Genomic DNA, 24384 nt, shown 5'->3' on the forward strand with positions numbered 1-24384 from the left:
CACGCTCGTCACCATGACTTCTCCGACGAAAACCGGCCTGTTGGACGGCAAGATCGCATTCATCACCGGCGCGGGCCGCGGCATCGGTGCGGCCGCCGCGCGGCTGTTCGCCGTCGAGGGCGCCAACGTCCTGCTGGCCGCCAGGACCGAGAGCCAGCTCAAGACGGTCACCGAGGACATCCGGGCGGCCGGAGGCACCGCCGAATACGTGGTATGCGACCTGACTGGCGGGCCCGGCGTGCGGGCCGCCGTACAACACGCTGTCCACCTGTGGGGCCGGCTCGACATCGCCTTCAACAACGGCGCGACGATCCAACCGCCGGGACCACTCGACCAGATGACCGAAGCCGACTTCGACCACGTCTACACCGTTAACCTCAAAGGCGTGTGGCTGGCGCTATCGGCCGAGGTCACCGCGATCCGTGCCACTGCGAAAACCGGTGCCATCGTGAATAATTCCAGTATCGGCAGCTTCCACAGCAACCCCGATCTGCCGGCCTACGGCGCGATGAAGCGGGCCGTCAACAGCCTCACCGAATCGGCCGCTGTCAGCTACGGTCCCGAGGGCATCCGGGTCAACGGCGTGGCACCCGGCCCGACCCTGACCGACATGATCCAGGAATGGGACGACGCCAGCCCGGGCACCCTCGACAGTCTCATCGCCGACACCCCGCTGCGCCGCGCTGCCAGGCCCGTGGAGATCGCACAGGCCGCGGCGTGGCTGTGCAGCGACCGGGCCTCGTTCGTCACGGGCGCGACGGTGCGGGTCGACGGCGGCAAAAAGGTGTAGCGGAAGCTACGCACTGCCGAATCGGCTCCCACCCCCTACGATCCCTCTGGGCTGGGGATCGGCTGTGAAGGGACGGTAATGGCGTCAACGAGGTACGTCGGCTACGTCGGTGGTGTGGCGGTCGCGGTGGGTGTCGGTGCGGCCGTGGCCGCGGCGGGCCAGGGAACCGCCCATGCCGACTCAACCGACAGCGGGTCGGCGGGCAAGGAGTCGACGAGCAGCTCGAGCCCAAACACCGGGCCGAAGAAGACCGGCGCCCAAAAGCCGGACCGGACGAAATCCGAGCGGACCAAGCCGCTGTCGAAGATCAACGACGGCATCCAGAAGACCACCGAGAAGGCCGTCTCGCACGTCAGCTCACAGGTCAACCGCACCGTCGGCTCGGTGTCCAAGTCGATCTCGGATTCGCTGAACAAGGCCGGCGCCAAACCCGACAAGCCCACCACCAGGCCCGCCAAGCCGAACGGGGCGGCCTTCGAGTCCGAGCAGGCCGAGCGGCTCAGGAACCTGTTCGCGCCGAAGCCGGCGGCCACCCCGAAACCCGCCGACGAGTCGGCCGAGGAGCCCGACGCGAAGCCCGTCGGCAAGATTCCGACCGTAAGGACCGCGGTCGAGTCCCAGGTCGACACCACCGCCGATGCCCCGTGGAGCCCCAACCCGTTGCGGCCCGACGCCGAGGAGCCCGAGCCGACCGACATTCCCGAGCCGATCATGCAGTTGCGGGACAGCCTGATCAACGTCACCCCGCAGGCCCTGGACGCGTTCGACCCGTTCATCCGGGAGGCCACCGAGCAGATCTACCGGGGTACCCAGATGGTGCCGTGGGTCAACGCCGTCATCCCGGTCGCCAAGATCCTGCCGAACCTGGCGCCCGCGGTCGGGGACGACTCCGCGGCACGGGATTCCCGGCAGATCATCATCAACGAGCTGATCAAGACCCTGCCGATCGGATCGGCCGCGTACTACGGCTACGACATCGCCGCGGATCTGCTCAACCTGGAGACCCCCGGTGCGGAGCTGAAGCAGGGCGCGTTCACCACCGTGTGGGACCTGCTCGACCCGTTCGAGCTAGCGCACAACACCGGCACGTCCGGCATCTGAGGAGCCACCCCCACACCGAGTTCGACGTAAACGTCGCAAACGCTCTGCGCGCGCCGCGTTTTCGTCGAATTCGGGGTGCCTACTCCACCAGCGACGGGGTGTCGCGGTGCAGCGTCTCACCCCGGAAGAACTCCGGGCTGCGCGACCGCCAGACGAACATGAGCACCGCGCCGAGCAGCAGCACACCGAAGCCGATGAAGAACACCAGCCCGACACCGCCGATCGCGGCGCCGCTGGCGTTCTCCGGATTCATGCTCTCGCCGATCGAGATCACGAACACCACCGCCAGCATGAGGCCGCCGAGCAACGGGAAGAGGAACTTGAACACCACGTTGTGGACGCTGGTGAACAGCTCGTGCCGGAAGTACCAGATGCAGGCGAACGCGGTGATGCCGTAATACCAGCAGATCATGATGCCAAGGGCGGCAATGGTATCCAGCAGCGCACTCTCCGACAGCAGGCTCACCACCGTGTAGAACACCCCGGTCACCACACCGGCCGTGGCGGTCGAGAAGCTCGGAACCAGATAGCGCGGGCTGACCGCGGCGAAGCGCGGCGGGAACGCCTGGTAGGCGCCCATCGCCAGCATCGCACGGGCCGCGGGCAGGAATGTGGTCTGCAGGCTGGCCACCGATGACGCCAGGATGGCCAGGAACAGCAGCGGCCCCGCCCAGGTGCCCATCACCGGATCGGCGAGCGCCGCGAACACGTTCTCCGCGTTGTCCGGATTGCCCAGTCCCAGATCGGTTTCCCCCACCCCGGCGTACATCATCACCGCGACCGCGACCAACAGGTAGGTCGCCAGGATCGACAGCACGCACAACAGACCCGCCCGGCCCGGCACCCTGGTCGGGTCCTTCGACTCCTCGCCAAGGGTCAGGCAGGTGTCCCAGCCCCAGAACGCGAAGATCGACCCGGTCAGCCCGACCACGAAGGCGCTCAACGCAAGTCCGGTGAACGGGTTGAACCAGTCGAGGTCGAAGGCCAGGCCCGCGGGCGCATCGCCGCTGCCGACGTGGACGAACGCCAGCACCACGAAGACCGCCAGCACCACCATCTGGAAGCCGACCAGCACGTACTGCACGCGCTCGCTGGTGGTGATCCCGCGGCTGGCGACCCCGGTGGCGATCGCCAGAAACACCAGGGTGGTGATGATGTTGACGGCCTTGTTCGACGCGAGGTCGGCGATCGAGGGGTTGCCGGCCACCCGGCCGATGAACAGGTAGAAGAACTCCACCGCGATGGCCGCCAGGTTCGACAGCACGATGATGGTCGCCACCACCATGCCCCAGCCGCACATCCACCCGACGTAGGGGCCGAATGCCTTGGTGGACCAGGTGAACGACGCGCCACAGTCCGGGGCGCTGGAGTTGAGCTCGCGGTAGGCGTATGCGGTCAGGAACATCGGAACGAACCCGGCGATGAGGATGGCGGGCATCTTCAGCCCGACCGCCGCCACGATGAGGCCGATGCTGGCGGTCAGGGTGTAGCCGGGCGCCACCGACGAGATCCCGAGGATGGCACCGGAGAAGGTGCCCACCTTGCCCGCCGCGAGGCCCTTACCGACCAGCCCGGCGGACTGCTCGGCGAGTTCCAGCCTGCGGTGCGACTCGGATTCCGAAGCGGATTCGGTCATGACTCGCCGTCCTTGCGCTCGTCTCTTGGCACCACCACCATCGGCACATCCAGCACCCGCAGCATCTTCGCCGCGGTCGATCCGAGGAAGATCCGTCTCGGGGCGCTGAGCCGGCTGGATCCGACCATGATGACGTCGCCGTCCTGCCAGTCCAACCGCTGCACCGCGGCCTCGACGGTGGGCCCGTTGACGATCGTCGACGTCACCGGGAACCCCTCGGGCAGTTCACTCTTCGCGGCCTCCAAGGTCTCGCGGGCATGGCCCGACGCGTGCTCGCGCACCGCCTCGTCGTCGGAGCGCAGCGAGCCGAACGTCGGGTCCAGCGCCACCAGCGATACCAGCCGCAGCGGGGTCCCTGCGGCACGGCTGGCCCGGACCGCGGTGTCCAGCAACAGGTCCGAGCCCTGGCGCCGGCCGATCGCGCAGGTGACCTCCCGTACCCGTTCGACCGCGGAGTCCCTGGTCCCACGCGGCGCCACCGCCACCGGAACCGGCGACGAGTGCAGCAGCTCGCTGACCACCGAACCCAGCGAATAGCTGCCGGCCAGACCACCGCCGGACCCGCCGACCACGATCGCGACCGCCTCAAGGCCCAGCGCCTCGCGAATCAGCCCGTCGGTGAACGATTCGTCGAAGCTCAGATGGCCGTGTGCGACAACGTCGTCGGGCACCGTCGCCAGGGCGTCGTCCAGCCAGCGCTGCCCCTGCTCGGCCAGCAGGTCCTCATATCCGCCCTTCGGCACCAGGCCGGGCAGCCTGGTATCGGGCGGCAGCACGATGCAGACCTCGACCTCGGCATCCAGAGTTCTGGCGAATCGGACGGCCAGCGCCAGGGCATCGGCACCGCCCGGGGTGGCGAGGTAGCCCACGACCAGTTTCGTCATCTGTCACCACCAATCCCGCACGGACCGTGCGACCGTACTGGGAACGATCCTGTCAACCCGTGGATGCGGTTAGCAGCGGTTCGGCCGAAATCGACGCCCCGCGGCCCTAACCGCTGTATTCGGCGGCCCCGTCCTCCAGAACCAGCCGGGCGCCCGAACCGTCCGGGTTGGCCGCCTCGGTCCGGAACACCGCCCGCCCGGGTTCGGTGCGCCAGATCGACGTCGTCAGCGTCTCGCCCGGGAACACCGGCGAGGTGAACCGCGACGCCACCGCGTGGACCTTGGTCGCGTCCCCGCCGCCGAGTTCGGCGACCAGCGCGCGCCCGGCCACGCCGTAGGTGCACAGGCCGTGCAGGATCGGTTTGGGGAAGCCGGCGAGATTCTTGGCGAACCACGGATCGCTGTGCAGCGGGTTGCGGTCCCCGGACAGCCGGTAGAGCAGCGCCTGGTCCTCGCGGGTGGGCAGGGCCACCCGAGCGTCGGGCTCGCGATCGGGAATCGCCGGGGCGGCGGGACGTTGGCCGGGCTGTCCACCGAAGCCGCCCTCACCGCGGATCACCGCCGTGGTGAGCGTTTCGACGATGACGTCACCGCTGTCCGGATCGGTGCCGACGCCCTTGAGCATCACCACCGCGTTCTTGCCCTCACCCTTGTCCTGGATGTCGGCGACCTCGGCGACCACGGTCAGTTTCCCGGCCGGCGGCAGCGGTTTGAACACCCGGATCTCCTGCGAACCGTGCAGCAGCATGCCGAAGTTGAAGGTCCCGATCTTGGCGGCCGCCGCGAACGGTGAGCAGGCGATCACCGCGTACGTCGGCAGTACCTGCTGCTCGATCTCGTGACTGTTCTCGGTGGTGAGCGCCAGATCCCCGGTTCCGGCGCCCACCCCGACCGCGTACAGCAGGGTGTCCCGGTCGGTCCATTGGAACTGGTGCGGTTCGGTCGTTTCGCCGATGGCGTTGGGATTGATGGGCATGGGTCGGACGATAGCCGCTTGGAAGGCCCGGTCGACAGCCCGGTTGACGCAGGTTCTCAAGTTCCGTCTCATATGCCAGGCAACATTCTGGGCATAACCGGACACACCGAGAAGTGACATGCCGTTGTCGATAGTCGCCGGGAGAAAGGCACCCAGGATCGCACCCTGTATCGACCCGACCTAAAATAGGGCGATTACGCCCGTCACGGTGGGAGCCAAGCCATGAAAGGCAGCACGGTCCGCAGAGACGGCATGAAACGGCCATTGCGTGCCGATGCACAGCGCAGCAAGAATCTGATCGTGGCGGCAGCTGCACCAATATTCATGCGCGACGGAGCGTATGCCTCCCTCGAGGAGATCGCTCAGAGCGCTGGTGTCGGATCGGCTACTCTGCATCGCCACTTTCCGTCGAGGTGGGATCTCCTCGAATCGGTTTTCGCCGAACGAGTTCGGTCACTGAGCAATGAGGTATCCCGTGTTGCGGAGAATGCCGCGCCTCGAGATGCACTGATTGCGTGGTTGCACTCAGTGTGTGCCCATCTGGCCGATACCCGCGGCCTCGCTGATGCACTGCTGGAGGCCAATGGGCCGGTTGGCCGGGAACGCACTGAGTCATGCCTGCAGATCCTTGCCGATGCCGGCGCGCCGCTACTCGAACGCGCGCACGGTTCAGGTGTGGTGTGCACCGATATAACGATCACCGAGCTACTGCTGCTCGCCGGCGCCATCGCGGTGGCGGCCGAGCACGGCCCCGTCGGGATTGATCGTTTGTTCCGATTGACGATCGAGGGGATTGCACCACCCCCGGTACCGGGCTAACTCGCTGATCGCCGGATCGCAGTTACCTCGACGGCGACTTTCTCAAGTCGGTCAATCACTTCGGCGAAAGTAGCTGCCACGGGCTGAAGTATCACGTGGTCGGCACCCGCATCGAGATGGCGTCGGACCGCAGCCGCGACGGAGCCAGGTGAGCCGTATGCGGTGATGTCGTCGATGAGGCGTCGGGACCCGTCAGTCCGTTCTTGCTCGGTGTAGCCCAGTCGCTCGAGGTTCCGCGCATACGGCGATTGCGGAAACCCGAGGGAGCGGGTGATATTGGCTGAGGCTGCGGCCCTGGCCGCAGCCTCGTCGTCGTCGATGAATGCAGTCAGTCCGACTACAAGCAATTTATCCGGGCCCAGAATTGACCGTATCTGCCTCGTGTACGCCGGCGGTATCAACGTCGGCAGGACGCCGTCGGCGATTTCAACTGCTTGCGTGATGGATTTAGGCCCATTGGCGGCAAGCAGGGTTGCATAGTTGACCGGTGGGGCCTCAACTACCGGCGTCGGTTCTGGCATGCGCGAAACGTAGGTACGCAGACTGCGCAGCGGACTTCCGTACTCCAGGCCCACCATCGAGGCCATGAAGTCGTAACCTGCGCCAAGGCCGAGAACGAAACGCCCGGGGTATGCCTCGGCCAGTTGTCGGGAAGCGGCGTGAGCGACCATTGGGGGCCGTGCCCACATAGGGCTGACCGAGGTTCCGAAGACCATACGTTCAGTCTCTGCAAGCAAAATTGCGAGCTGAACGAACACGTCTTTGGCTCCGACGCCCTCGTTGGCCCAGCCATTCTGGTACCCGACCTTCTCCAATCTGCGCACGGCAGCACGCTGTAGATCCACCGCAGGCACCGTGGTCAGGCCGATACTGGGCATGGAAAATCCGACCGGCGCCAGCGATTTGCGCGTAGCTTCGATGATTTCTTGAGCCGCCAACAGTGGCTCCCTTCGGGTCGAAAATAAGTGGTGGAAGCCCCCACTTATACGACCGTACACGACCGGCCAGCACAGAAATGGATACCGTAGAACTGTCCACACGGCCCGGCGGCAGCCGACCGACTTGCCAGGATCCGGACTCCCGACCCGCTGCCCCACGCCCTCCAGACTGAGTCCGCGATGTACCCGAAAGTGGTGATGCGCGAACCGACGCCGCTGCGCCGAAAGTCTCGGGTCCGCGGACGGCTCGCCTCAGCTTCGTGTCGTAGATGACATCGATGCAACGCTCGACGCGAGAGTACGAGACCGGCCCTGGAAATTGACGTAGGCCCGATCTAGGGCCACGATAGCTCGCATGCGCTATGTCGTTACCGGCGGTACCGGGTTTATCGGCCGCCGCGTGGTGTCCCGGATCCTGTCCCGTGACCCCGGCGCCGAGGTGTGGGTGTTGGTGCGTCGCGAATCGCTGACCCGCTTCGAGCGGCTGGCGCAGGACTGGGGCGATCGGGCGAAACCGCTGGTCGGCGACCTCACCGCGGCCGACCTGGGACTCAGCGACGCCGATATCGCCGAGCTGGGCGACGTGAGCCATGTGGTGCACTGCGCGGCGATCTACGACATCACCGTCGACGAGGCCGAGCAGCGGGCCGCCAATGTCGAGGGCACCAGGGCGGTGATCGGCCTGGCCCGGCGACTGGACGCCACGTTGCACCATGTGTCCTCGATCGCGGTGGCGGGCGATCACCGGGGCGTGTTCACCGAGGACGACTTCGACGTCGCCCAGGACCTGCCCACGCCGTATCACCAGACCAAGTTCGAGGCCGAGATGCTGGTGCGGTCGCAGGCGGGGCTGCGCTACCGCGTCTACCGGCCCGCGGTGGTGGTCGGCGACTCGGTCACCGGCGAGATGGACAAGGTCGACGGCCCGTACTACTTCTTCGGGGTGCTGTCCCGGCTCGCCGCGCTGCCGCGGTTCACCCCGGTGATGCTGCCCGACACCGGCCGCACCAATATCGTCCCGGTGGACTATGTCGTCGACGCGGTGGTGCACCTCATGCACACCGATGGCCGCGACGGCGAGACGTTCCACCTGACCGCACCGAAAACCATTGGGCTGCGCGGCATCTACCGCGGGATCGCCGAGGCGGCCGGGCTGCCGCCGTTGCGCGGTTCGTTGCCGCGGGTTGCGGCCGCGCCGGTGACCAGGGCCCGCGGGCGCACCAAGGTGGTCCGCAATATGGTGGCCACCCAGCTGGGCATCCCCGGCGAGGTGCTCGACGTCGTCGACCTGATGCCGACGTTCACCGCCGAGCGCACCGAGCGGGCGTTGCGCGGCACCGGGATCGCGATGCCCGAATTCGCCTCGTACGCACCGAAATTGTGGGAGTACTGGGCCGAGCATCTGGATCCGGACCGGGCCCGCCGCGACGATCCGGCCGGGCCGCTGGTCGGCAGGCACGTCATCATCACCGGCGCGTCCAGCGGCATCGGCCGGGCCTCGGCGATCGCGGTCGCCGAGCGCGGCGCCTGTGTCTTCGCGCTGGCCCGCAATGCCGACGCACTCGACGATCTGGTCGCCGAGATCCGGGCGGCCGGCGGTCAGGCCTACGCGTTCACCTGCGACGTCACCGATTCGGCATCGGTCGAGCACACCGTCAAGGACATTCTCGGCCGGTTCGGCCATGTCGATTATCTGGTCAACAACGCCGGCCGGTCCATCCGCCGGTCCGTGACGAACTCGACCGACCGGCTGCACGACTACGAGCGGGTGATGGCGGTCAACTACTTCGGCGCGGTGCGGATGGTGCTGGCATTGCTGCCGCACTGGCGCGAACGCCGGTTCGGTCATGTGGTCAACGTGTCCAGCGCCGGGGTTCAGGCCAACACCCCGAAGTACAGCTCCTACCTGCCGACCAAGGCCGCACTGGATGCGTTCTCCGATGTGGTGTCCACCGAAACCCTTTCCGACCACATCACCTTCACCAACATCCACATGCCGCTGGTGAGGACCCCGATGATCGCCCCGTCCCGCCGGCTCAACCCGGTGCCGCCGATCTCGGCCGAGCATGCCGCGGCGATGGTGGTGCGCGGCCTGGTCGACAAGCCGGTCCGGATCGACACCCCGCTGGGCACGTTCGCCGATTTCGGCAACTACCTGACCCCGAAACTGTCGCGCCGCGTGCTGCACCAGCTCTATCTCGGCTATCCGGATTCGGCGGCGGCCCGCGGGGTGGCCGCCGCCGAGCCCGCCCCCGAACGCCGGCCCAGGCGGCCGGCCCGTACCGGTCGCTCCCTGCGGGTGCCGCGTGCGGTGACGCGGCCGGTCAAGCTCGCGGTGCGGCTGGTCCCCGGGGTGCACTGGTAGGCCCTATCGTTGGTCGGGTGAACGGCCAATCATCTATGCCCGTATTCGCCGATGTGGATACCGGCGTCGACGATGCGATGGCGCTGGTGTACCTGCTGGCCAGCCCGGAGGCTCGGCTGGTGGGCATCGCCTCGACCGCGGGAAACGTTCCGGTGGACGCGGTTTGCGCCAACAACCTGGGCCTGCTGCGGTTGTGCGGGGCGGATGCGATCCCGGTGTCCAAGGGCTCCGAGCATCCGCTGAGCGGACCGCTGCGCACCGCCGAGGACACCCACGGCCCCTCGGGTCTCGGCTATGCCGAACTACCGGCCGGCGACCGGCCTCTCACCGCCTACGACTCCGCGCAGGCCTGGGTGCGCGCGGCGCACGCCCACCCGGGTGAGCTGATCGGGTTGGCCACCGGGCCGCTGACCAATCTGGCGCTGGCCATGCGCGCCGAGCCCGAGTTGCCGAGGCTGTTGCGCCGCCTGGTGATCATGGGCGGCACCTTCGACTACAAGGGCAACACCACACCGGTCTCGGAATGGAACATCAGCGTCGACCCGGAGTCCGCCGCCGAGGTGTTCGGCGGCTGGAGCGCGGCAGATCCCGCGCACCTGCCGATCGTGCTCGGCCTCAACGTCACCGAGCACATCGCGTTGACACCCGCGCTGCTGAACCGGTTGGCGGCCACGGCCGGTGCACCGTCGGCACCGATGAGTGTGAGCGATGCCCGGGGCGGTCGGTCGGCGTCGGGTAACCCGTTGCTCCGCGTGATCGAGGACGCGATGCGGTTCTACTTCGAGTTCCATTTCGACACCGGCGACGGGTATCTGGCCCACCTGCACGATCCGCTGGCCGCCGCGGTGGCACTCGACCCGGACTTGGTGCAGTGCCGCGAGAGCACCGTCGACGTCGAACTGACCGGCGCACTGACCCGCGGTATGACGGTGGCCGACTGGCGCGGGCACTGGGGCCGCCGCCCGAATGCACTGATCGGCGTCGGTGTGGATCCGGCGGTGTTCTTCGACCGGTTCATCGACCGGGTCGGCGCGTTCGCCGGTTCGTTGCGCCCACTGTGAGCTTGTTGTCGAGATTCGGCGGAAATCTCGAACACGAGCTCACGTTCGCGGTTACTCATAGGCGCCCTCCAGGTACCAGCGCCGCTGCCGGTAACACAGCAGCAGAGCCAGGCCGCCGTCGTCCCCGTCTCCTTGGCTCAGCAACACCTGGGCCCGCGCAGTCCGCCCCGCCCCCCGGTTGTCCGGATCCCACCATCGTTCGTCGACCGGCCACGGCCCGGCCCACCAGCACAGGCTGCCGTCTCGTTGACCCGCCCCGGCCAGCCGAGCCGGATCCGCCGAGAACATGCCACGGTTGGTGACCCGCACCGGATTGCCCTGCAGATCAAGAAGTTCCACCGGGTCGTCGAGCAGGACCGTCGGCGAGGGTTCGGGCAGCCGGCCGGGCCAGGGCTGGCGTGGATCGGCCCGCGGCACCGGCTCATCCCCCAGCGGCGTGAAGGTGATGCGTTCGGCCGGGCCCCGCCCCCCGCTGAGCACCGGCACCTGCACCGCCTCCGGGCCGAGCAGCCCCTGAACCCGCACCAGGGCACGCCGGGCGCGCAGCCGGTCCTCCTCCCCGATGCCACCCCACAGCGGCAACTGCAACGCCGCGGCAGACACCACCTCCACCGGGCGCAGCCTCAGCACGGTGATCGGCGCGGTGGGGCGCTCGTCGCTGCGGCGGTTCAGCCAACCGTCCAACTGCCAGCGCACCCGGTCCGCGGTGGCGTCCTCGGTCAACGGTTCCGCGCACCGCCAGACCCGCTCCAGCTCTTCGCCGTTGGCGGTGACGGCATGGATGGCCAGCCTGGTACACCCGACACCCGCCGCCTCAAGGCTGCGATGCAGGACACCGGCCAGCGAGCGACCGGCAAAGGCCGCGGCGTCCACCCGCTCGATCGGCGGGTCGCAGTCCATCACCGCGTCGAGTTCGGCCGCCGGATCCCGCCCCGACGGCCCCCGGTCCGGCTCACCGCGGGCGAAGGCGTGCGCCACCACCGCATCGGCCCCGAACCGGGAGGCCACATCGGTTCGGGGCAGGGCCGCGAACTGCCCCAGGGTCCGAATACCCATCCGCCACAGCAGATCCGACAGATCCTCCCGGCCGGGTGCGGCCAGGGCGGGCTCGGTGGCCAGCTGCCGGATCGACAGCCCGGACAGGAACGAGGCATCCTGGCCCGGCTCGACGATCCGGCCCGCCCTGGCCGCGAAGACCGCGGTGGACAGTTGATCGGCGATACCGACCTGGCACTCCGCCCCCGCCGCGGCCACCACATCGACCAGCCGCTCGGCCGCGGCCGGTTCGGAACCGAAATACCTTGCCGCACCGCGCACCGCGAGCACCAGCAGGCCCGGCCGCAGCACCTCGGCGCGCGGCACCAGATCGTCTACCGCGACCGTCACCTCCTCGAAATGGCGGGAGTCGCGGGCCGGATCGGCCGTGACGACGTGCAGGTGCGGGCACCGGGCCTGCGCCTCCCGCCGCCTCAGCCCGCGCCGCACCCCGGCGGCCCGCGCCGACGCCGAACAGGCGATCACCCGGTTGGCCAGTGTGACCGCGACGGGAACCGTCGGCGACAGACCGGCCGCCGCGGCCGCGGCCACCGCGGGCCAGTCCATGCACCACAGCGCCAGCACCCGAGAACTCCCCGGCATGGCCTATCCGCCTGCCGCATATGCCGATCCCACGGGACCCTGCATGGCCAGCCGGACCCGACCGATCCGGCCCCGCCCCGGTGTGGGGGCAGCCCGGCCCGCGCCGGTCACCTCGTAACCGCTGACCCTGGCCGCCAACCGGGTGGCCGAGCCCCGCCAGTCGCCGTCGACCACCAGCAGGGTGCAGCCCTTCTGCCTGGCCCGGGCCGCCATCACCCTGGTCCGGCCGGGCGGCACCGAACGCCCGCCCAGCCCGAGCACCACCAGGTCCATCCCGTCCATCAGCACCGCGGCCACTTCGACCGGATCGGCACCGGGATCGGGAATGACCGCGAGCCTGCTCAGATCGGCGCCCATCTCCACCGCCGCGAGCAGTCCCGCATCGGGCTGCCCGACGATCGCGGCATGCCCGCCCGCGGCCGTCACCCCCGCAACCAGACCCAGCGTCAACGACCTGGCCCCGGCCGCCACGGCCACCGTCCCGCGCGGCAACGTCGTCGGTAACGTCGTCGGCAACCGCTCGGACGGCTCCCGGGCCTGCGGACCGATCACCGACAGCAAAGGATCCTGAGCGAACGGCGGGCCGTCGGACGACGACGGCCCGCGGCGCGCCGGGCCCACCTTCCCCGATACCGAAGCGATCCTGCGGCGAAGGTGTTCTACCTGTTCAGAACGGGTAAGCAGGTGCAGATCGGGACCAACCGCAGCCGTCACACAAGTACCTCCAGCACCACCCGAATCCGATCGGTTTCGAATATATGTTCGATGACTCGAGTAAACACCCGACCCCCGATACCGTCAAGCCGCGCACGGCTTCGATGTCACCGATCGGTAATGCCAGCTGTAATGCCTCTGCGCAGGTCGGCGCACTAAGTTAGAGTTCGGTTCGTCAGAATCCGCTTGGGATGGGATCTGGTGCCCGTCTGCGTTTGCAGACAGTGGGAATCGCAACGCGATTCACACGCCAGCTTATGTAACTCCGGGGGACAAGTGAGGACAAGGATCATGAAGTCAGGGCAGTTGGCGCGCCGGCTCACCATCGCCGCGGGTGGCGCTGCGGTCATCGGGATGATCTCGTTCACCGCAGCCTGCGGTACCGAGGAGAAGGCACCCGAGACCACAACACCGACCACCACCACGACGACGACCACGACGACGGCACCCCCGGAAACCCCGGCTCCGCCGCCGCCGGTCGAGCCGACCGAGAAGTCGATCAACCCCACGGGCGGCAACCTGTTCACCCCGTCGGTGAAGGCACCCGGTCCGGCCACGGCCATCCCGGGCAACCGGGAGAACACCGGATAGAACCGGCATTCGACACATCGCCGAAGCCGACCGGTGCGCCATGACCGGTGAGCGACGTCGTTCCGCCACCTTCGGGAAGGGCACCAGCGCCTCCGGGCATGGGTCAATGCGTTGGCCCATCGCCCGGTGGCCGCTGGCACTGATCATGGTCGGCGCGCTGCTGGTGTCCGACCTGCGGGAGACACCGGCTCCAGGGGCGTACGGGCCCGCCGAGATCGCCGGCCCGTACGCCCAATTACTCGCCGCCTCAGCTGATCTCGGCCCCTCCGACGGTGGGCCGGTTCAGCTCACCATGACCCTGAGCCATCCGGGGCGTCCGGTGGCGCTGTTCGGATGGGCCGACGCGCACCAACTCTCGGTGCGGTGGCGTCCCGGGGATCACTGGGCGATCGTGGAGGGTGCACCCGCCGACGTGGCGACCGCATTCGGCGTCGACATCCACGACTACCGGGGCAAACGCGGCCAGGAGTTCTACGCCTCACCGCAACAGCCGTCGGTCCCCGAACCGCTGCGCGGTGAAATCACCGAGGCGGGACGCATTCTCGGCTACACCCCGTACCGGATGTCGGCCCCCGACCTGCGCAACCTGCCGCGCGACGTTCCGGATCGGGGTTTGACGCCCCAGGCGCTGCTGAACACCTACAACCTGCGCCGGCTGGCCGACCAGGGCTACACCGGCAAGGGCCAGACCATCGTCTTCTTCGCCTTCGACGGTTACGACCAGGCCGATCTGGACACCTACGCCACCACGTTCAACCTGCCCAGATTCACCCCTGTCCTGGTCGGCGGGCAACCGAGCGCCCCGCGCGGCGAGACCACCATGGATCTGCAGGTCGCCCATGCCATCGCTCCCGACGCGCGCAAGGTGGTGATCAACGCCCGCCCGACGGTCCATGGCGATGGGGCCTACGAGAAGATCGGGCAGATGTTCGAGGACGCCGACCGGCAGTTCCCCGGCGCGGTATGGAGCCTCTCGATCGGCTGGGGTTGCGACAAGCTGCTCACCGCAGCCGATCTCGCACCCGTGCGCGCGGCGCTGGCCGCCGCCCATACCGACGGCACCACCGCATTCGACGCCAGCGGAGATCTGGCCGGCCTGGAATGCCGGGGCGGGCAGGACTGGTCGTCCCCGCCCGGCCCCGACGACGTCGGCCTGGATTCGGTTGCCTCACTGCCCGAAATGACCAATGTCGGTGGCACCACACTGTCCACCGACACCGGCGGCGGGTGGCTGGCTGAGCAGGCCTGGTTCGACGTCCCGCTGTCACAGGGCACCGGCGGCGGCATCTCGACGCTGTTCGACCGTCCGGAGTGGCAGCGCGGGCTCTCCGCCCCCGACGACAACGATGAGCAGAAGCGGTTGACCCCCGACATCGCCGCAGTGGCCGACCCGTTCACCGGCGTGAAAATCGTGCTGGACGGCCAGGTTCTGGTCGGCGGCGGCACATCACAGGCGGCACCGCTGTGGGCCGGGATCGCCGCGGTGATGAACCAGTACCTGATCGACAACGGTGGCCGCGCCCTCGGCGACCTCAACCCGATGCTGTACCGCATCGCCCAGGGCGCGCCACGGCCCGCGTTCCGCGACGTCACCCTCGGCGGTAACGCGGTCGCCTCCGCCGGCCCCGGCTACGACATGGCGACCGGACTGGGCACCCCCGACGTGGACAACCTCGTCAACAACCTTCTTCTCCTGCAGAAGGCGAACCAATGACCGAAACACCCGAGAACGACACCGCCGACGACGATGTGCCGACCACCGAATGCCGGGTCTGTCAGACCGACGTCCCCGACGGCAACTACTGCGGCCTGTGCGGTGTGCACCTCAACGAGCAACCCGGCGACGGACCGGAATGGCTGCGCATCAGCGCATCCTGTGTCGCGCCCGACGAGCACCTGCTGCGCCCGTCGATCGCCAGCTCACTGTTTCCGCACCTGTCACAGCGCTCCCGCGGCCTGTTCCGGATCGCGATGCTGATCCTGGTGGCGCTCATGGTCGTGTTCTGCCTGCTGCGGCTGCCCGCGGCACTGATCGCGGTCGCCGCGCTCGGGCTGCCGCTGCTGTTCCTGATCTACCTCTGGGAGTCCGACGCCTTCCTCGACCTGCCAAGGGGGACCCTGACCATCACCGCGCTGCTGGGGATCGCACTGGGCATCGGCTGGGTGCTTCTCACCGGCGCGATGATGGCCCGGTCCTACGGCGTTCCCCTCGGCACGGGCGTCACCGCCGACCGGATGATGCGCAACGGCCTCGGCGTACCGGTGGGCGGCCTGCTGCTCATGCTGGTGCCGGCCGTGGTGGTGCGACTACTGCGGCCGTCCAGCCGGGAATCGTTGGACGGGTTCATGATCGGCGCGCTCGGCGCCACCGCGTTCACCGCGGCGGCCACGCTGACCCGGCTGGCTCCCCAACTGACCACCGGCATGGTGAACCACAACCGCCCGCTGTCCAGCCTGATCGTCGAGGCCGGGATCCGCGGCATCGCGGTGCCGTTGACCGCGGCCGCGGCCGGCGGATTGATCGGTGCCGCACTGTGGTTCACCCGGCCCGCCAGCAAGGTCCACAAACACGTGGGGTTCGTCCGCCTCATCTTGTTCACCTGCGGGTTCGCCGTACTCGTCGTCTACGGAGCGGTCGGGATGATCGACGTCGCGCGGATTCCGCAATGGGCGCAACTGGGTGTGCATCTGGTGGTGGCGCTGCTGGCCGTGCTCACACTGCGGGTGGGCTTGCATCTGGCCCTGCTGCACGAGGCCCAGGACGAGATCGCCTCCGACCAACCCATCCTCTGCCCGCGTTGCGGCGGCGTCGTACCCGATATGTCGTTCTGCGCGCTCTGCGGCGCAGCCACCCATGCGTCGTCGCGGTCGTCCCGGTCCGAGCGCCGCGCGAACCGGCCGATGCGTGAGTCGGGTACCGGATGACCACGTTCTTCCCCGGCTATGCGGTGCCCATCGCGACGGGCAGAACCAGGGGCGTCCGGGGCACCTCGTGGCTCAAGGTGCTCGCGATCCTGTGCATCGGTATCGCGGTGGTGGCCGCCGTCCTGGTGTCGCTGTCGGGTGTGCTGAGCAAGCCACCCGCACGCTATATGTGCCCACCGGACTGCGGCCAACCACCGACCGGACAACCGGTGACCATCAACCCGGTGTTCACCGCGCCGGACGGCAGCTTCTCGGTCTCCTACCCGGTCTCCGGGGCCGCCTACGACGTCAACACCGATCCCAAAGGGGTGACGGCCAAATTCCTGGCCGGTGACGGCGGCATGCTGCAGTTGATGAGCCAGCCCGCCGCGGGCCGCGCACCGCAGGACATCGCCAATACGCTTATCGGCAAGACGTTCCCGGACACCAGAACGGCTTATGAGATCCCCAACGCGATGGTCGGCTACCACCCGGGGTACGGACTTGTCGCCGACTACTGGCCCCAGGGTGCCACCAGCAGCTACGCCCGGATGCGGCTGATCGTGATGGTCGCGGTCAAGGACGACCTCGCCCTGATCGCCTCGGCGGTAGGGCCCTATCACGAGTTCGGCCCGCAGTCCGGCGCGAGCAAGCCGTCCGGTGCCAACCTGCAGCTCGCGCTCGATATGGGTAAGTACGTCAACAGTTTCCGCTGGCGCGGTGACCCGCCCCGCTAAGCCGGTTCTGCGCCGAGCGGCTCGATGATCGCCGCGGTGTCCCAGTAGAAGGGCTGCATCTCAAGGATCAGTCCGTCCTTCACTGTGATCATCTGCAGCAGCGGCCAACTCAATGCCGCCCCGTTCGCGCGTGCGGTCGCGTGCACCGTCGAGCGGACGAACACGACATCGGTACCGGAGACGTAGAACGTGGGGTCGGTCACCACCAACGTCGACCACGCAGCACCGAACGCCGTCATCCACCGTTCGAAGCCGTCATGGCCCTGCCAGCGGCCGCCATAGGGCAGTGAATCAGGTTGATGCATCACACAATCGGGGTGCAGGACCGCGGCGATGATCGAGAAGTCCTTCGGCTCGGACTCCAGATACGTCGTCTCCGCCGCATAGAACCGGTGCAGAACCTCGATGACTTCGGGTTCGGCCTGACGTTGCTCTTTGCTCATCTTTCCCTCGCGCTCGTACTTCGACGCAAAACCACTACTGCGCAACCCATCCGCCATCGACCAGGATGCTGCTGCCGGTGACCAACGACGCGGCGGGCGACACGGCGAATGCCACCACTTCGGCCACTTCCGCAAGGGTCCCCAACCGGCCGATCGGAATCTTCGAGACCAGCGACCGATGGGTGTCGGGGTCGGCGAGAAATGCCCGGGTCATCGCCGTCTCGATGAACGTCGGTGCGACCGAAACCACGCGCACCCGCATCGGCGCCAACTCGACCGCCAGCGCCTTCGTCAGCCCCTCGACCCCGTGCTTGGTGGCGCAATACAGACTGCGGTCGGGCGCGCCGACATGGCCCATCTGGCTGGAGATGTTGACGATCACCCCTGTCGCCGCACGCTCGACCACATTGCGGACGAAGAGCTGTGACACCCGGAACATCGCCCGCAGATTGAGGTTGATGAGGGCATCCAGGTCATCGGCATTGACGTCCAGGAACGGCTTGGGCCGGTTGACGCCCGCGGCGTTCACCAGAATATCCACCGGCCCGATGCCGTCGAAAACACCTTGCAGTGCGTGGTCGTCGTTGACGTCGACCACCAGACCCGTCGCACTGCCCCCGCGTGCGACGATCTCTCCCGCGGCATCGTCGAGGTCGGATCGGCTGCGGGCCAACATGATCACTTCTGCGTTGCGCCCCGCGAGAAGCTCGGCGACTTCCCTGCCGATCCCCCGGCTGGCACCGGTGATCACGGCCCGCTGTCCGGCCAGACTCAGACCTCCCATCAGCCCATCCATGTCAGCTCGGGTGGCCGCTGATCATCAGCTCGGCCAGATCGTCAGGATTGATGAACGACGGTGGCGGCGGCGGGCCCCATTCGAACAATCCCTTCGCCCCCTCCAGGATCTCGGGCGTCCAGAGAGCGTCCTCGGGGATGTGGTCCATATCGCTGTGGTACTCCGCGAAGTTTCCGGCAGGATCCCTGAAGTACCAGAAGAAGTTCGATCCCGCGTAGTGCCGACCGAGCCCCCACACGTGGCGCTCCGGGTGCTCTTCGAGCAGGGCGGTCGCTCCCCTACCGACGGCGTCGACGTCGTCGACCTGCCAACTGCTGTGGTGGATGAAGGGCACCGGGGCACGCTGGACGAGAACGTTGTGGTGATCGGTGGAACACCGCAGGAACACCCCGACATCGCGGACGATGTCGCTGACCTTGAAGCCCAGCGCATCCACGAAGAAGCTCCGGCAGCGGTCGAAGTCCGGGCTGCCCAGGACGACGTGCCCCAGCCTGCGGGGACGCACCCGGCCGGTTGCCGTCACGCCTGATGCGCGGGCGTTGACCCGGTCGATCCGGCCGGGTGCGTTGACCGGTGCGGCCTCGAACCGGGCCTGTGTCATGCGTGGCATCACGACCAGTTGGATCGAGACCGCGGTGGTCGGTTCGACCGTGGTGAGCCGTTGATCCTCGACGGTGGACGAGACACCGATTCCCGCCAGCGCATTGTGGGCACGGTGGAGGTCGTCGGTGTCGTCGAGGGCGAACACGGCGCTCACGAGCCGCCGGAAGGGCGCGGGCACCAGACGGAGTTGCCGACCGCCGTCCAGCGTCGCGAAATATCCGTCACCCGCGTCGAGGAGTCCGAAATCCCGGTAGAAGTCGGCCGCCGCGCCAACATCCGGCACGCCGAGGACGATCGAGTCAAGCCGGTGCAGCGCCATGGTCAGACCGCCCGGCCTGCCGCAATCGCCTGCCGATCTTCTGCTGCGACGAACGTCTGTTGCAGTGCGCCGATGCCCTGCACGCAACTGCGCAGAACATCACCGGGGGCGAGGTAGCGCGGTGGGGTCCGACCGGCCCCGACGCCGGAGGGGGTGCCGGTGAAGACCACATCACCGGGGTACAGCTCGACGGTTTCGGACAACTGCGCCAACAGAACCTGGACGGGAAAGATCAGTTGACCGGTGAAGCCGTGTTGGACGGTCTCCCCGTTGATGCTCGCACTGATTTCCAGATTGTCCGGGTTCGGTAGCTCGTCGACGGACACCAGCTCGGGTCCGATCGGCGAGAAGCCGTGGTGAGACTTCGCCAGGCTGAACTGCGGCGCCGGGCCCGAATGCTGGTGTTCGCGTTCCGAAAGATCCTGCCCCACCGATAATCCCGCGACATGCGACCAGGCGTTCTCGACGGCGATGTCACGGCCCCCACGCCCGATGACGACCACCAGTTCCACTTCCCAGTCGACCGACCCGGCGGGTAAGGGCACGGTGGTGACCGGTCCGGAGATCGATGAGACGAACTTGGTGAAGATCACCGGCCGCTCGGGACGGCTGAACCCGGATTCACTGGCGTGCTCGCTGTAGTTCAGACCGACGGCGAAGACCTGCCGCGGGCTCGGGGCGGGTGAGCCGAGGTTGGCCGGGTCGACCGGCACCGCAGGCTGGGCCTCCAACTTCGCCCGATTCACCCGGTACCAGTTCGCAAATTCGTCCCACCGAGCGTAGACAGCCTGCGGGTCGGCCGCGAAAAGGCCTTCCGATGCGGCCGCCACGTCGACCGCTCCACCCCCGGCCGAAACATGAAGACGGCCATCCAAGTTCATTACACGCACTACTTGCTCCATCGCCGATGTGTCGAGGCGCCCGCCGGGCGCACCCCTTCATCACAGTTCACCATGTTACGAATGTCAACCGTATTTTCGAAAATAGATGTGTATTTCAGTAGGTGATAGAGTGTTCGAAAAAGAATCATCCGACTCCAGGAGGAGCTTCCTCGCATGAAGGCCGCCAGCGCCACCACATCCGGTCGGGTCACCAAGACCAGTGTCTTCGAGGAATTGCGCAGCGACATCCTCACCGGACGCCTCGAGCCGGGCACGAAACTGCCGTTCGCCAACCTGGTCACCCGGTTCTCGTGCAGTGTCGGCACGATCCGCGAAGGCCTGCAGCGCCTCGCCGAACAAGGCCTGGTGGTCTCGGAGTGGCAGCAGGGCTTCAAGGTCACCGAGATCTCCGCGGAGGACCTTGCCGACCTCACCGAGGCGCGCTGCGAAATCGAGTCTCTGGCACTGCGTTTCGCCATCGAACGGGCCGGCGTGGAGTGGGAGGCGCAAACCGTGTCCGCCCACCACATCCTGGACCGCACGCCGATGTACGACGATGCCGATCCGGCCAGGTTCACCGAGAAGTGGGTCACCGCCCACGGCGCGTTCCATGACTCACTGTTGCTGGGGTGCCCCAACGGCCGTATCCGCACCACCGCCATGTCGTTGCGCGAATCCGCCGAGCTCTACCGACGGTGGTCAGCACCGCTACACGACCGGGAGCGTGACATCGCCGGCGAACACCGCGCCATCACCGACGCGGTGGTGGCCAGAGACGCCGATCTGGCCACCCGCCTGCTCCGCGAACACATTCAGCGCACCACCGACAAGCTCCTGCAGTCCCAGGAGTGACAGCATCAGACCGCAGACCTTCTGGCGACCTCGGGATCAGCCGGTGTGGTCAGCCATCGGGAGGCCAGCGCGGCCGCGACGTAGAGCGCGGCGAAGATCCACACCACGCCGGCGATGCCGACCAGAGGACGGAATACGGCCACGATGGCAGGGCCCACGAAGGCGGCCAGGCCCGAGCCGAGGTTCAGCATGGCCAACGCGCTCCCGGTGTCACCGCTGGGTGCCATGGCAGGCATGAGCGCCGACAACGGGACGAATCCGGCGAGCGCGAATCCGTAGAGGCTGCCGCAGATGGCGGCGACCAGGAAGTTGTTGCCCGCCATGAGCGGTCCGTAGTACATCAGGAGCGTGGCGATGGCGCAGCCGAGCGCTCCGACATAGGTCACGGTGCGCCGCCACCCGAGGCGGTGGGCCAGGAATCCGTTGATCAGGTTGCCCGCGAGATTGGCCACGAATATCAGGGTGTTCAGCAGCAGCCAGCGCGAAGAACTGAACCCGAGGCTTTCGAAGAAGAACGGTAGGAAGACGAAAAACCCGAACATCGCGGCGGCATTGACGATCTTGACTCCCATACCGATGGCGATCTTCGGCTCACGCCAACAGATCGTGATGCCGTCGAGCAGGTTCTTGGCACTCGCTGACGCCGACAACGCACTGCGCCCGGTGCGCTCACGTACGGCGAACGATCCAACCGCACCGCCGACGACCACCAGCACCAGTGACAGCCAAAGCGTCTGGTAGGCACCGATGACCGGGATGCTGACGCTGGCGATCAGGGAACCCAGAGTCGGCAGCCCCGCGACGAACACGAACCAGAACCAGCCGAGCGCCGGTGACAACCGGTCGGAGGGTGTCGCGGCGACGATCCAGACCAGGAAGCCGTAGGCGAACAGTGGGTATCCCAGACCGCGGATCGAATACAGCACGATCATGGCAGCCGGGCCGGTGGTGAGACCGACCGTGAGGAAAAGGATCTCGAAGACGATCCAGACCGCGGCGCCGGCGCGCATGACCGCGCGCGGCCCGTACATCGTGGACAACGTGCCCGACAGCCACGAGCCGATTGCCACCGCGGCCCCGTACACCGCGATCGCCGTCTCGGCCGTGCCGCGGGAGGCGCCCGGTTGATCGCCCAGAAACGTGGCGATGTACCCGGTTTCGACTCCGTCGCCGACCATGAAGAGCAACACTGCCAAGAAGCCCCAGGCCAGCGGCCTGGGTATGCCGATACGGGTGAGCCGTGACGTCGGCGCGGCCGGATCCCCGACCGGGGCGATGGTACCCATGAAGTATCTCCTTTGATATCTGGCGCGGGTGGGATCAGATTGCGAGATAGCCGCCGTCGACGACCAGTTCGGCACCGGTCATGAAACTCGATTCATCGCCGGCCAGAAAGAGCGCCCCGAAAGCCAGCTCGCGCGGCGCGGCGGCACGGCCCATGGGCGTCGCGTCGAAAACCTGCTTGGTGACCGCGGGGTCCTGACCGGCGATCAGTGGTGTGTCGACCAACCCGGGATGCAGCGAGTTGACCCGGATCTTGTGATCGGCGTACGTCACGGCAGCGTTCTTGCTCAGGGTCCGGACAGCACCCTTGGCCGCCTGGTAGGCCGATACCCCGGCGGCGCCGACGTTGCCCCAGATCGACGAGAGGTTGACGATCGATCCGCCGCCATGATCGCGCATGTGTGGGATGACGGCGCGCATTCCGTAGAACGTCCCGGTGAGGTCCACGTCGAGCACGGTGCGCCAGGCTTCGAGACTGATCTCGGCGACACCGTCATACGAATGCACGACACCGGCGTTGTTGACCAGGATGTCGACCCGGCCGTGTTCGGCGACGATTTCGGTAACGATGCCATCCCACTCGTCGAGCTGCGTCACATCAAGCCTGCGCCATCGAATGGGTTCATTCACAGCGCTTTCCGCGATATCGGTGGCGTAGACGGTCGCGCCCTGCTCGGCGAACAGTTCGGCGGTCGCCCGCCCGATACCTTGCGCGGCGCCGGTGACGATGGCGACTTTCCCTGCCAGACGCATGACGTTGACTCCTTTGTCCATCGGGCACGCAGCATCACCGCTCGATGCGGACGGCGTGAGGGTTTGTCCGGCGGCGCCGTGCTGCACGCTCGCCTTCGCCGGTATCTAAGTTCTACGACGCATGATTCGAAGTGTCAAGATATTTTCTAAAGCAATTCGAATTTTCGAAAACTCTGAACCGTGACGTGCTGGCCCTGCAGTCAGATCAGCGACTGCAGGCGTTCGTCGTCATCAAGCCCCGACGGCCTCGGCCGTCAACTTGTGGATCGCCTCGGCCAGCCGGGCCCCCGCGATCTCCGGCTCCAATCGATCAAGGGCATCGGAGAACACCTCGGGGCCAATAGATCTCGGAGTCTGCTTGGACAGGATGGCGGATAGGATGCCGACGACATCCAATTGCCCCTCCCCTGGGACGTCCCGCAGATGCGTCGTCTCATACGTGGGGTCCGGATCCAACGACCGCGCCGATCCGTCCGCGACCTGGATGCCGACCGGCACCGACTCGGCCACCGCCGTCAGCGCCGCGATATCCGGGAGGCCTCGGGCGAAGTGCCAGGTGTCCACCATGATTCCGGTGTTGTCACACCCGGCCGCCTCCACGATCGCGCGGGCCGTGTGGATGTCTGGAACTCCCCAGAACGGCATGAATTCAAGGTCCACATGGGCGCCGTGGGCCTGCGCGCGCCGGGCCAACGCCCCGAAGCCGTCCACCATGTCACCGAAAGCGACTGCACCACCGTCGAATACGCCGACGGCCAGGATCGAGGTGATCTCGAATTGCTCGACGAGCGCAAAGCAATCGTCCATCGAGAAGTCGAAGCGGGCCCGCAGAGCGTCATCGGCGGTGCGGGGCACCCGGATCGGCGCCCAGCCGGTTACGGTGTCGAGGTAGTCGAGGCGCACACCGTGGTCGGCGGCCATGTCACGAGCCGCGGCGTGCCCACCGCACTGTTCGACGGCCGACAGCAGCGCCGACGGCGTCAGGCCCAAATGGCCGAAGCCGCCGGCCGCGGCGGCGCGCAACTGTCCGGGGAAGTCGTGCGCACGCACGTTGGCCTCCCATAGAACCAGGTCACATCCGTTCAGGACTGCCACGGGCCATCCGCTCCTTATGTTGCGCCAAGTCGTACCGACCAGCGATTTCCATCATCAGGGCAGGTAGACGCCCACCCTCTTCAGCATTCGACACAGTATCAGGTTTTCGAAAATGCGTTGACAGATTGAAACTCGGGTTGCCCATACGCTTGCCGATTCCTCGGCGAGCAGACACGCCGGTACCCCGGAAAGCGCTTTCGCGGG

At 67.4% G+C, this 24384-nt stretch carries 24 protein-coding genes; 10 read left to right on the forward strand and 14 right to left on the reverse strand.

The window, feature by feature from the left end:
* The first annotated feature begins 13 nt into the window (after nt 1-13).
* Entirely contained in the window at nt 14-790 is a 777-nt protein-coding gene (locus tag ACWDTP_RS07320; RefSeq protein WP_450018059.1) for an SDR family NAD(P)-dependent oxidoreductase, read from the forward strand.
* A gap of 78 nt (nt 791-868) precedes the next feature.
* Nucleotides 869-1891, forward strand: a complete 1023-nt coding sequence (locus ACWDTP_RS07325) for a hypothetical protein (RefSeq protein ID WP_450018061.1) — start codon at nt 869-871, stop codon at nt 1889-1891.
* A gap of 79 nt (nt 1892-1970) precedes the next feature.
* Here ACWDTP_RS07325 and ACWDTP_RS07330 read toward each other — a convergent pair whose 3' ends face one another.
* The 3 genes from ACWDTP_RS07330 to ACWDTP_RS07340 form a co-directional block, all read right to left on the reverse strand.
* Complete coding sequence (locus ACWDTP_RS07330) at nt 1971-3527, reverse strand: APC family permease (RefSeq protein WP_450018063.1); 1557 nt, start codon at nt 3525-3527, stop codon at nt 1971-1973.
* Nucleotides 3524-4411 (reverse strand): universal stress protein, encoded by an 888-nt coding sequence (locus ACWDTP_RS07335; protein ID WP_450018065.1) that lies wholly within the window; start codon nt 4409-4411, stop codon nt 3524-3526. Before ACWDTP_RS07335 ends, ACWDTP_RS07330 begins: the two co-directional genes overlap by 4 nt.
* Before the next feature lie 106 nt (nt 4412-4517).
* Nucleotides 4518-5387, reverse strand: a complete 870-nt coding sequence (locus ACWDTP_RS07340; RefSeq protein ID WP_450018067.1) for a MaoC/PaaZ C-terminal domain-containing protein — start codon at nt 5385-5387, stop codon at nt 4518-4520.
* Between the two features lie 222 nt (nt 5388-5609).
* On the opposite strand from ACWDTP_RS07340, the gene ACWDTP_RS07345 reads away from it, so the two are divergent.
* On the forward strand, nt 5610-6206 hold the full coding sequence (locus tag ACWDTP_RS07345; RefSeq protein WP_450018069.1) for a TetR/AcrR family transcriptional regulator: 597 nt from the start codon (nt 5610-5612) through the stop codon (nt 6204-6206).
* On the opposite strand, the gene ACWDTP_RS07350 is transcribed toward ACWDTP_RS07345, so the two are convergent.
* Entirely contained in the window at nt 6203-7144 is a 942-nt protein-coding gene (locus ACWDTP_RS07350) for an LLM class flavin-dependent oxidoreductase (RefSeq protein WP_450018071.1), read from the reverse strand. The two genes, ACWDTP_RS07345 and ACWDTP_RS07350, sit on opposite strands and share 4 nt — an antisense overlap.
* A gap of 355 nt (nt 7145-7499) precedes the next feature.
* On the opposite strand from ACWDTP_RS07350, the gene ACWDTP_RS07355 reads away from it, so the two are divergent.
* Complete coding sequence (locus tag ACWDTP_RS07355) at nt 7500-9509, forward strand: SDR family oxidoreductase (protein ID WP_450018073.1); 2010 nt, start codon at nt 7500-7502, stop codon at nt 9507-9509.
* A gap of 35 nt (nt 9510-9544) precedes the next feature.
* Nucleotides 9545-10570 (forward strand): nucleoside hydrolase, encoded by a 1026-nt coding sequence (locus ACWDTP_RS07360; protein ID WP_450018105.1) that lies wholly within the window; start codon nt 9545-9547, stop codon nt 10568-10570.
* A 51-nt stretch (nt 10571-10621) separates the two neighbouring features.
* Here the strand turns inward: ACWDTP_RS07360 and ACWDTP_RS07365 are convergent, their stop codons facing one another.
* Nucleotides 10622-12208: a DNA polymerase Y family protein gene (locus ACWDTP_RS07365; protein WP_450018075.1), complete on the reverse strand. Its 1587-nt coding sequence runs from the start codon at nt 12206-12208 to the stop codon at nt 10622-10624.
* A gap of 3 nt (nt 12209-12211) precedes the next feature.
* Nucleotides 12212-12922 (reverse strand): hypothetical protein, encoded by a 711-nt coding sequence (locus ACWDTP_RS07370; RefSeq protein WP_450018077.1) that lies wholly within the window; start codon nt 12920-12922, stop codon nt 12212-12214.
* Between the two features lie 291 nt (nt 12923-13213).
* Between ACWDTP_RS07370 and ACWDTP_RS07375 the strand changes: the two genes are divergently transcribed.
* From ACWDTP_RS07375 to ACWDTP_RS07390, 4 genes are all read left to right on the forward strand, one after another.
* Complete coding sequence (locus tag ACWDTP_RS07375; RefSeq protein WP_450018079.1) at nt 13214-13513, forward strand: hypothetical protein; 300 nt, start codon at nt 13214-13216, stop codon at nt 13511-13513.
* Between the two features lie 106 nt (nt 13514-13619).
* Nucleotides 13620-15227: a S53 family peptidase gene (locus ACWDTP_RS07380; RefSeq protein WP_450018081.1), complete on the forward strand. Its 1608-nt coding sequence runs from the start codon at nt 13620-13622 to the stop codon at nt 15225-15227.
* Nucleotides 15224-16438 (forward strand): zinc ribbon domain-containing protein, encoded by a 1215-nt coding sequence (locus tag ACWDTP_RS07385; RefSeq protein ID WP_450018083.1) that lies wholly within the window; start codon nt 15224-15226, stop codon nt 16436-16438. The genes ACWDTP_RS07380 and ACWDTP_RS07385 overlap by 4 nt, the downstream gene beginning before the upstream one ends.
* Nucleotides 16435-17154, forward strand: a complete 720-nt coding sequence (locus ACWDTP_RS07390; protein ID WP_450018085.1) for a hypothetical protein — start codon at nt 16435-16437, stop codon at nt 17152-17154. Before ACWDTP_RS07385 ends, ACWDTP_RS07390 begins: the two co-directional genes overlap by 4 nt.
* On the opposite strand, the gene ACWDTP_RS07395 is transcribed toward ACWDTP_RS07390, so the two are convergent.
* The 4 genes from ACWDTP_RS07395 to ACWDTP_RS07410 are packed head-to-tail and all read right to left on the reverse strand — an operon-like array spanning nt 17151 to nt 20205.
* Nucleotides 17151-17597: a nuclear transport factor 2 family protein gene (locus ACWDTP_RS07395; RefSeq protein WP_450018086.1), complete on the reverse strand. Its 447-nt coding sequence runs from the start codon at nt 17595-17597 to the stop codon at nt 17151-17153. The genes ACWDTP_RS07390 and ACWDTP_RS07395 overlap by 4 nt on opposite strands.
* 34 nt (nt 17598-17631) lie before the next feature.
* Nucleotides 17632-18381, reverse strand: a complete 750-nt coding sequence (locus ACWDTP_RS07400; RefSeq protein WP_450018088.1) for an SDR family NAD(P)-dependent oxidoreductase — start codon at nt 18379-18381, stop codon at nt 17632-17634.
* Between the two features lie 13 nt (nt 18382-18394).
* Complete coding sequence (locus ACWDTP_RS07405; protein ID WP_450018090.1) at nt 18395-19315, reverse strand: VOC family protein; 921 nt, start codon at nt 19313-19315, stop codon at nt 18395-18397.
* A 2-nt stretch (nt 19316-19317) separates the two neighbouring features.
* Complete coding sequence (locus tag ACWDTP_RS07410) at nt 19318-20205, reverse strand: fumarylacetoacetate hydrolase family protein (RefSeq protein ID WP_450018092.1); 888 nt, start codon at nt 20203-20205, stop codon at nt 19318-19320.
* A gap of 165 nt (nt 20206-20370) precedes the next feature.
* On the opposite strand from ACWDTP_RS07410, the gene ACWDTP_RS07415 reads away from it, so the two are divergent.
* Nucleotides 20371-21048: a GntR family transcriptional regulator gene (locus ACWDTP_RS07415; RefSeq protein WP_450018094.1), complete on the forward strand. Its 678-nt coding sequence runs from the start codon at nt 20371-20373 to the stop codon at nt 21046-21048.
* Nucleotides 21049-21053: 5 nt separating this feature from the next.
* Here ACWDTP_RS07415 and ACWDTP_RS07420 read toward each other — a convergent pair whose 3' ends face one another.
* The 4 genes from ACWDTP_RS07420 to ACWDTP_RS07435 form a co-directional block, all read right to left on the reverse strand.
* Nucleotides 21054-22334: an MFS transporter gene (locus ACWDTP_RS07420; RefSeq protein WP_450018095.1), complete on the reverse strand. Its 1281-nt coding sequence runs from the start codon at nt 22332-22334 to the stop codon at nt 21054-21056.
* 34 nt (nt 22335-22368) lie between these two features.
* A complete protein-coding gene (locus ACWDTP_RS07425) occupies nt 22369-23085 on the reverse strand; it encodes an SDR family NAD(P)-dependent oxidoreductase (protein WP_450018097.1) in 717 nt (238 codons plus the stop codon).
* A 231-nt stretch (nt 23086-23316) separates the two neighbouring features.
* Nucleotides 23317-24180: a sugar phosphate isomerase/epimerase family protein gene (locus ACWDTP_RS07430; RefSeq protein ID WP_450018099.1), complete on the reverse strand. Its 864-nt coding sequence runs from the start codon at nt 24178-24180 to the stop codon at nt 23317-23319.
* The coding region (locus tag ACWDTP_RS07435; protein WP_450018101.1) for a hypothetical protein at nt 24158-24384 on the reverse strand (227 nt) is incomplete at its 5' end. The genes ACWDTP_RS07435 and ACWDTP_RS07430, both read right to left, overlap by 23 nt.

Source organism: Mycobacterium sp. NPDC003449 (assembly GCF_053588415.1).

Coding starts and splice junctions, on each gene's coding strand:
- ACWDTP_RS07320 (WP_450018059.1), top strand. CDS start 14: ATGACTTCTCCGACGAAAACCGGCCTGTTGGACGGCAAGATCGCATTC.
- ACWDTP_RS07325 (WP_450018061.1), top strand. CDS start 869: ATGGCGTCAACGAGGTACGTCGGCTACGTCGGTGGTGTGGCGGTCGCG.
- ACWDTP_RS07330 (WP_450018063.1), bottom strand. CDS start 3,527: ATGACCGAATCCGCTTCGGAATCCGAGTCGCACCGCAGGCTGGAACTC.
- ACWDTP_RS07335 (WP_450018065.1), bottom strand. CDS start 4,411: ATGACGAAACTGGTCGTGGGCTACCTCGCCACCCCGGGCGGTGCCGAT.
- ACWDTP_RS07340 (WP_450018067.1), bottom strand. CDS start 5,387: ATGCCCATCAATCCCAACGCCATCGGCGAAACGACCGAACCGCACCAG.
- ACWDTP_RS07345 (WP_450018069.1), top strand. CDS start 5,610: ATGAAAGGCAGCACGGTCCGCAGAGACGGCATGAAACGGCCATTGCGT.
- ACWDTP_RS07355 (WP_450018073.1), top strand. CDS start 7,500: ATGCGCTATGTCGTTACCGGCGGTACCGGGTTTATCGGCCGCCGCGTG.
- ACWDTP_RS07360 (WP_450018105.1), top strand. CDS start 9,545: ATGCCCGTATTCGCCGATGTGGATACCGGCGTCGACGATGCGATGGCG.
- ACWDTP_RS07365 (WP_450018075.1), bottom strand. CDS start 12,208: ATGCCGGGGAGTTCTCGGGTGCTGGCGCTGTGGTGCATGGACTGGCCC.
- ACWDTP_RS07375 (WP_450018079.1), top strand. CDS start 13,214: ATGAAGTCAGGGCAGTTGGCGCGCCGGCTCACCATCGCCGCGGGTGGC.
- ACWDTP_RS07380 (WP_450018081.1), top strand. CDS start 13,620: ATGCGTTGGCCCATCGCCCGGTGGCCGCTGGCACTGATCATGGTCGGC.
- ACWDTP_RS07385 (WP_450018083.1), top strand. CDS start 15,224: ATGACCGAAACACCCGAGAACGACACCGCCGACGACGATGTGCCGACC.
- ACWDTP_RS07390 (WP_450018085.1), top strand. CDS start 16,435: ATGACCACGTTCTTCCCCGGCTATGCGGTGCCCATCGCGACGGGCAGA.
- ACWDTP_RS07395 (WP_450018086.1), bottom strand. CDS start 17,597: ATGAGCAAAGAGCAACGTCAGGCCGAACCCGAAGTCATCGAGGTTCTG.
- ACWDTP_RS07400 (WP_450018088.1), bottom strand. CDS start 18,381: ATGGGAGGTCTGAGTCTGGCCGGACAGCGGGCCGTGATCACCGGTGCC.
- ACWDTP_RS07405 (WP_450018090.1), bottom strand. CDS start 19,315: ATGGCGCTGCACCGGCTTGACTCGATCGTCCTCGGCGTGCCGGATGTT.
- ACWDTP_RS07415 (WP_450018094.1), top strand. CDS start 20,371: ATGAAGGCCGCCAGCGCCACCACATCCGGTCGGGTCACCAAGACCAGT.
- ACWDTP_RS07420 (WP_450018095.1), bottom strand. CDS start 22,334: ATGGGTACCATCGCCCCGGTCGGGGATCCGGCCGCGCCGACGTCACGG.
- ACWDTP_RS07425 (WP_450018097.1), bottom strand. CDS start 23,085: ATGCGTCTGGCAGGGAAAGTCGCCATCGTCACCGGCGCCGCGCAAGGT.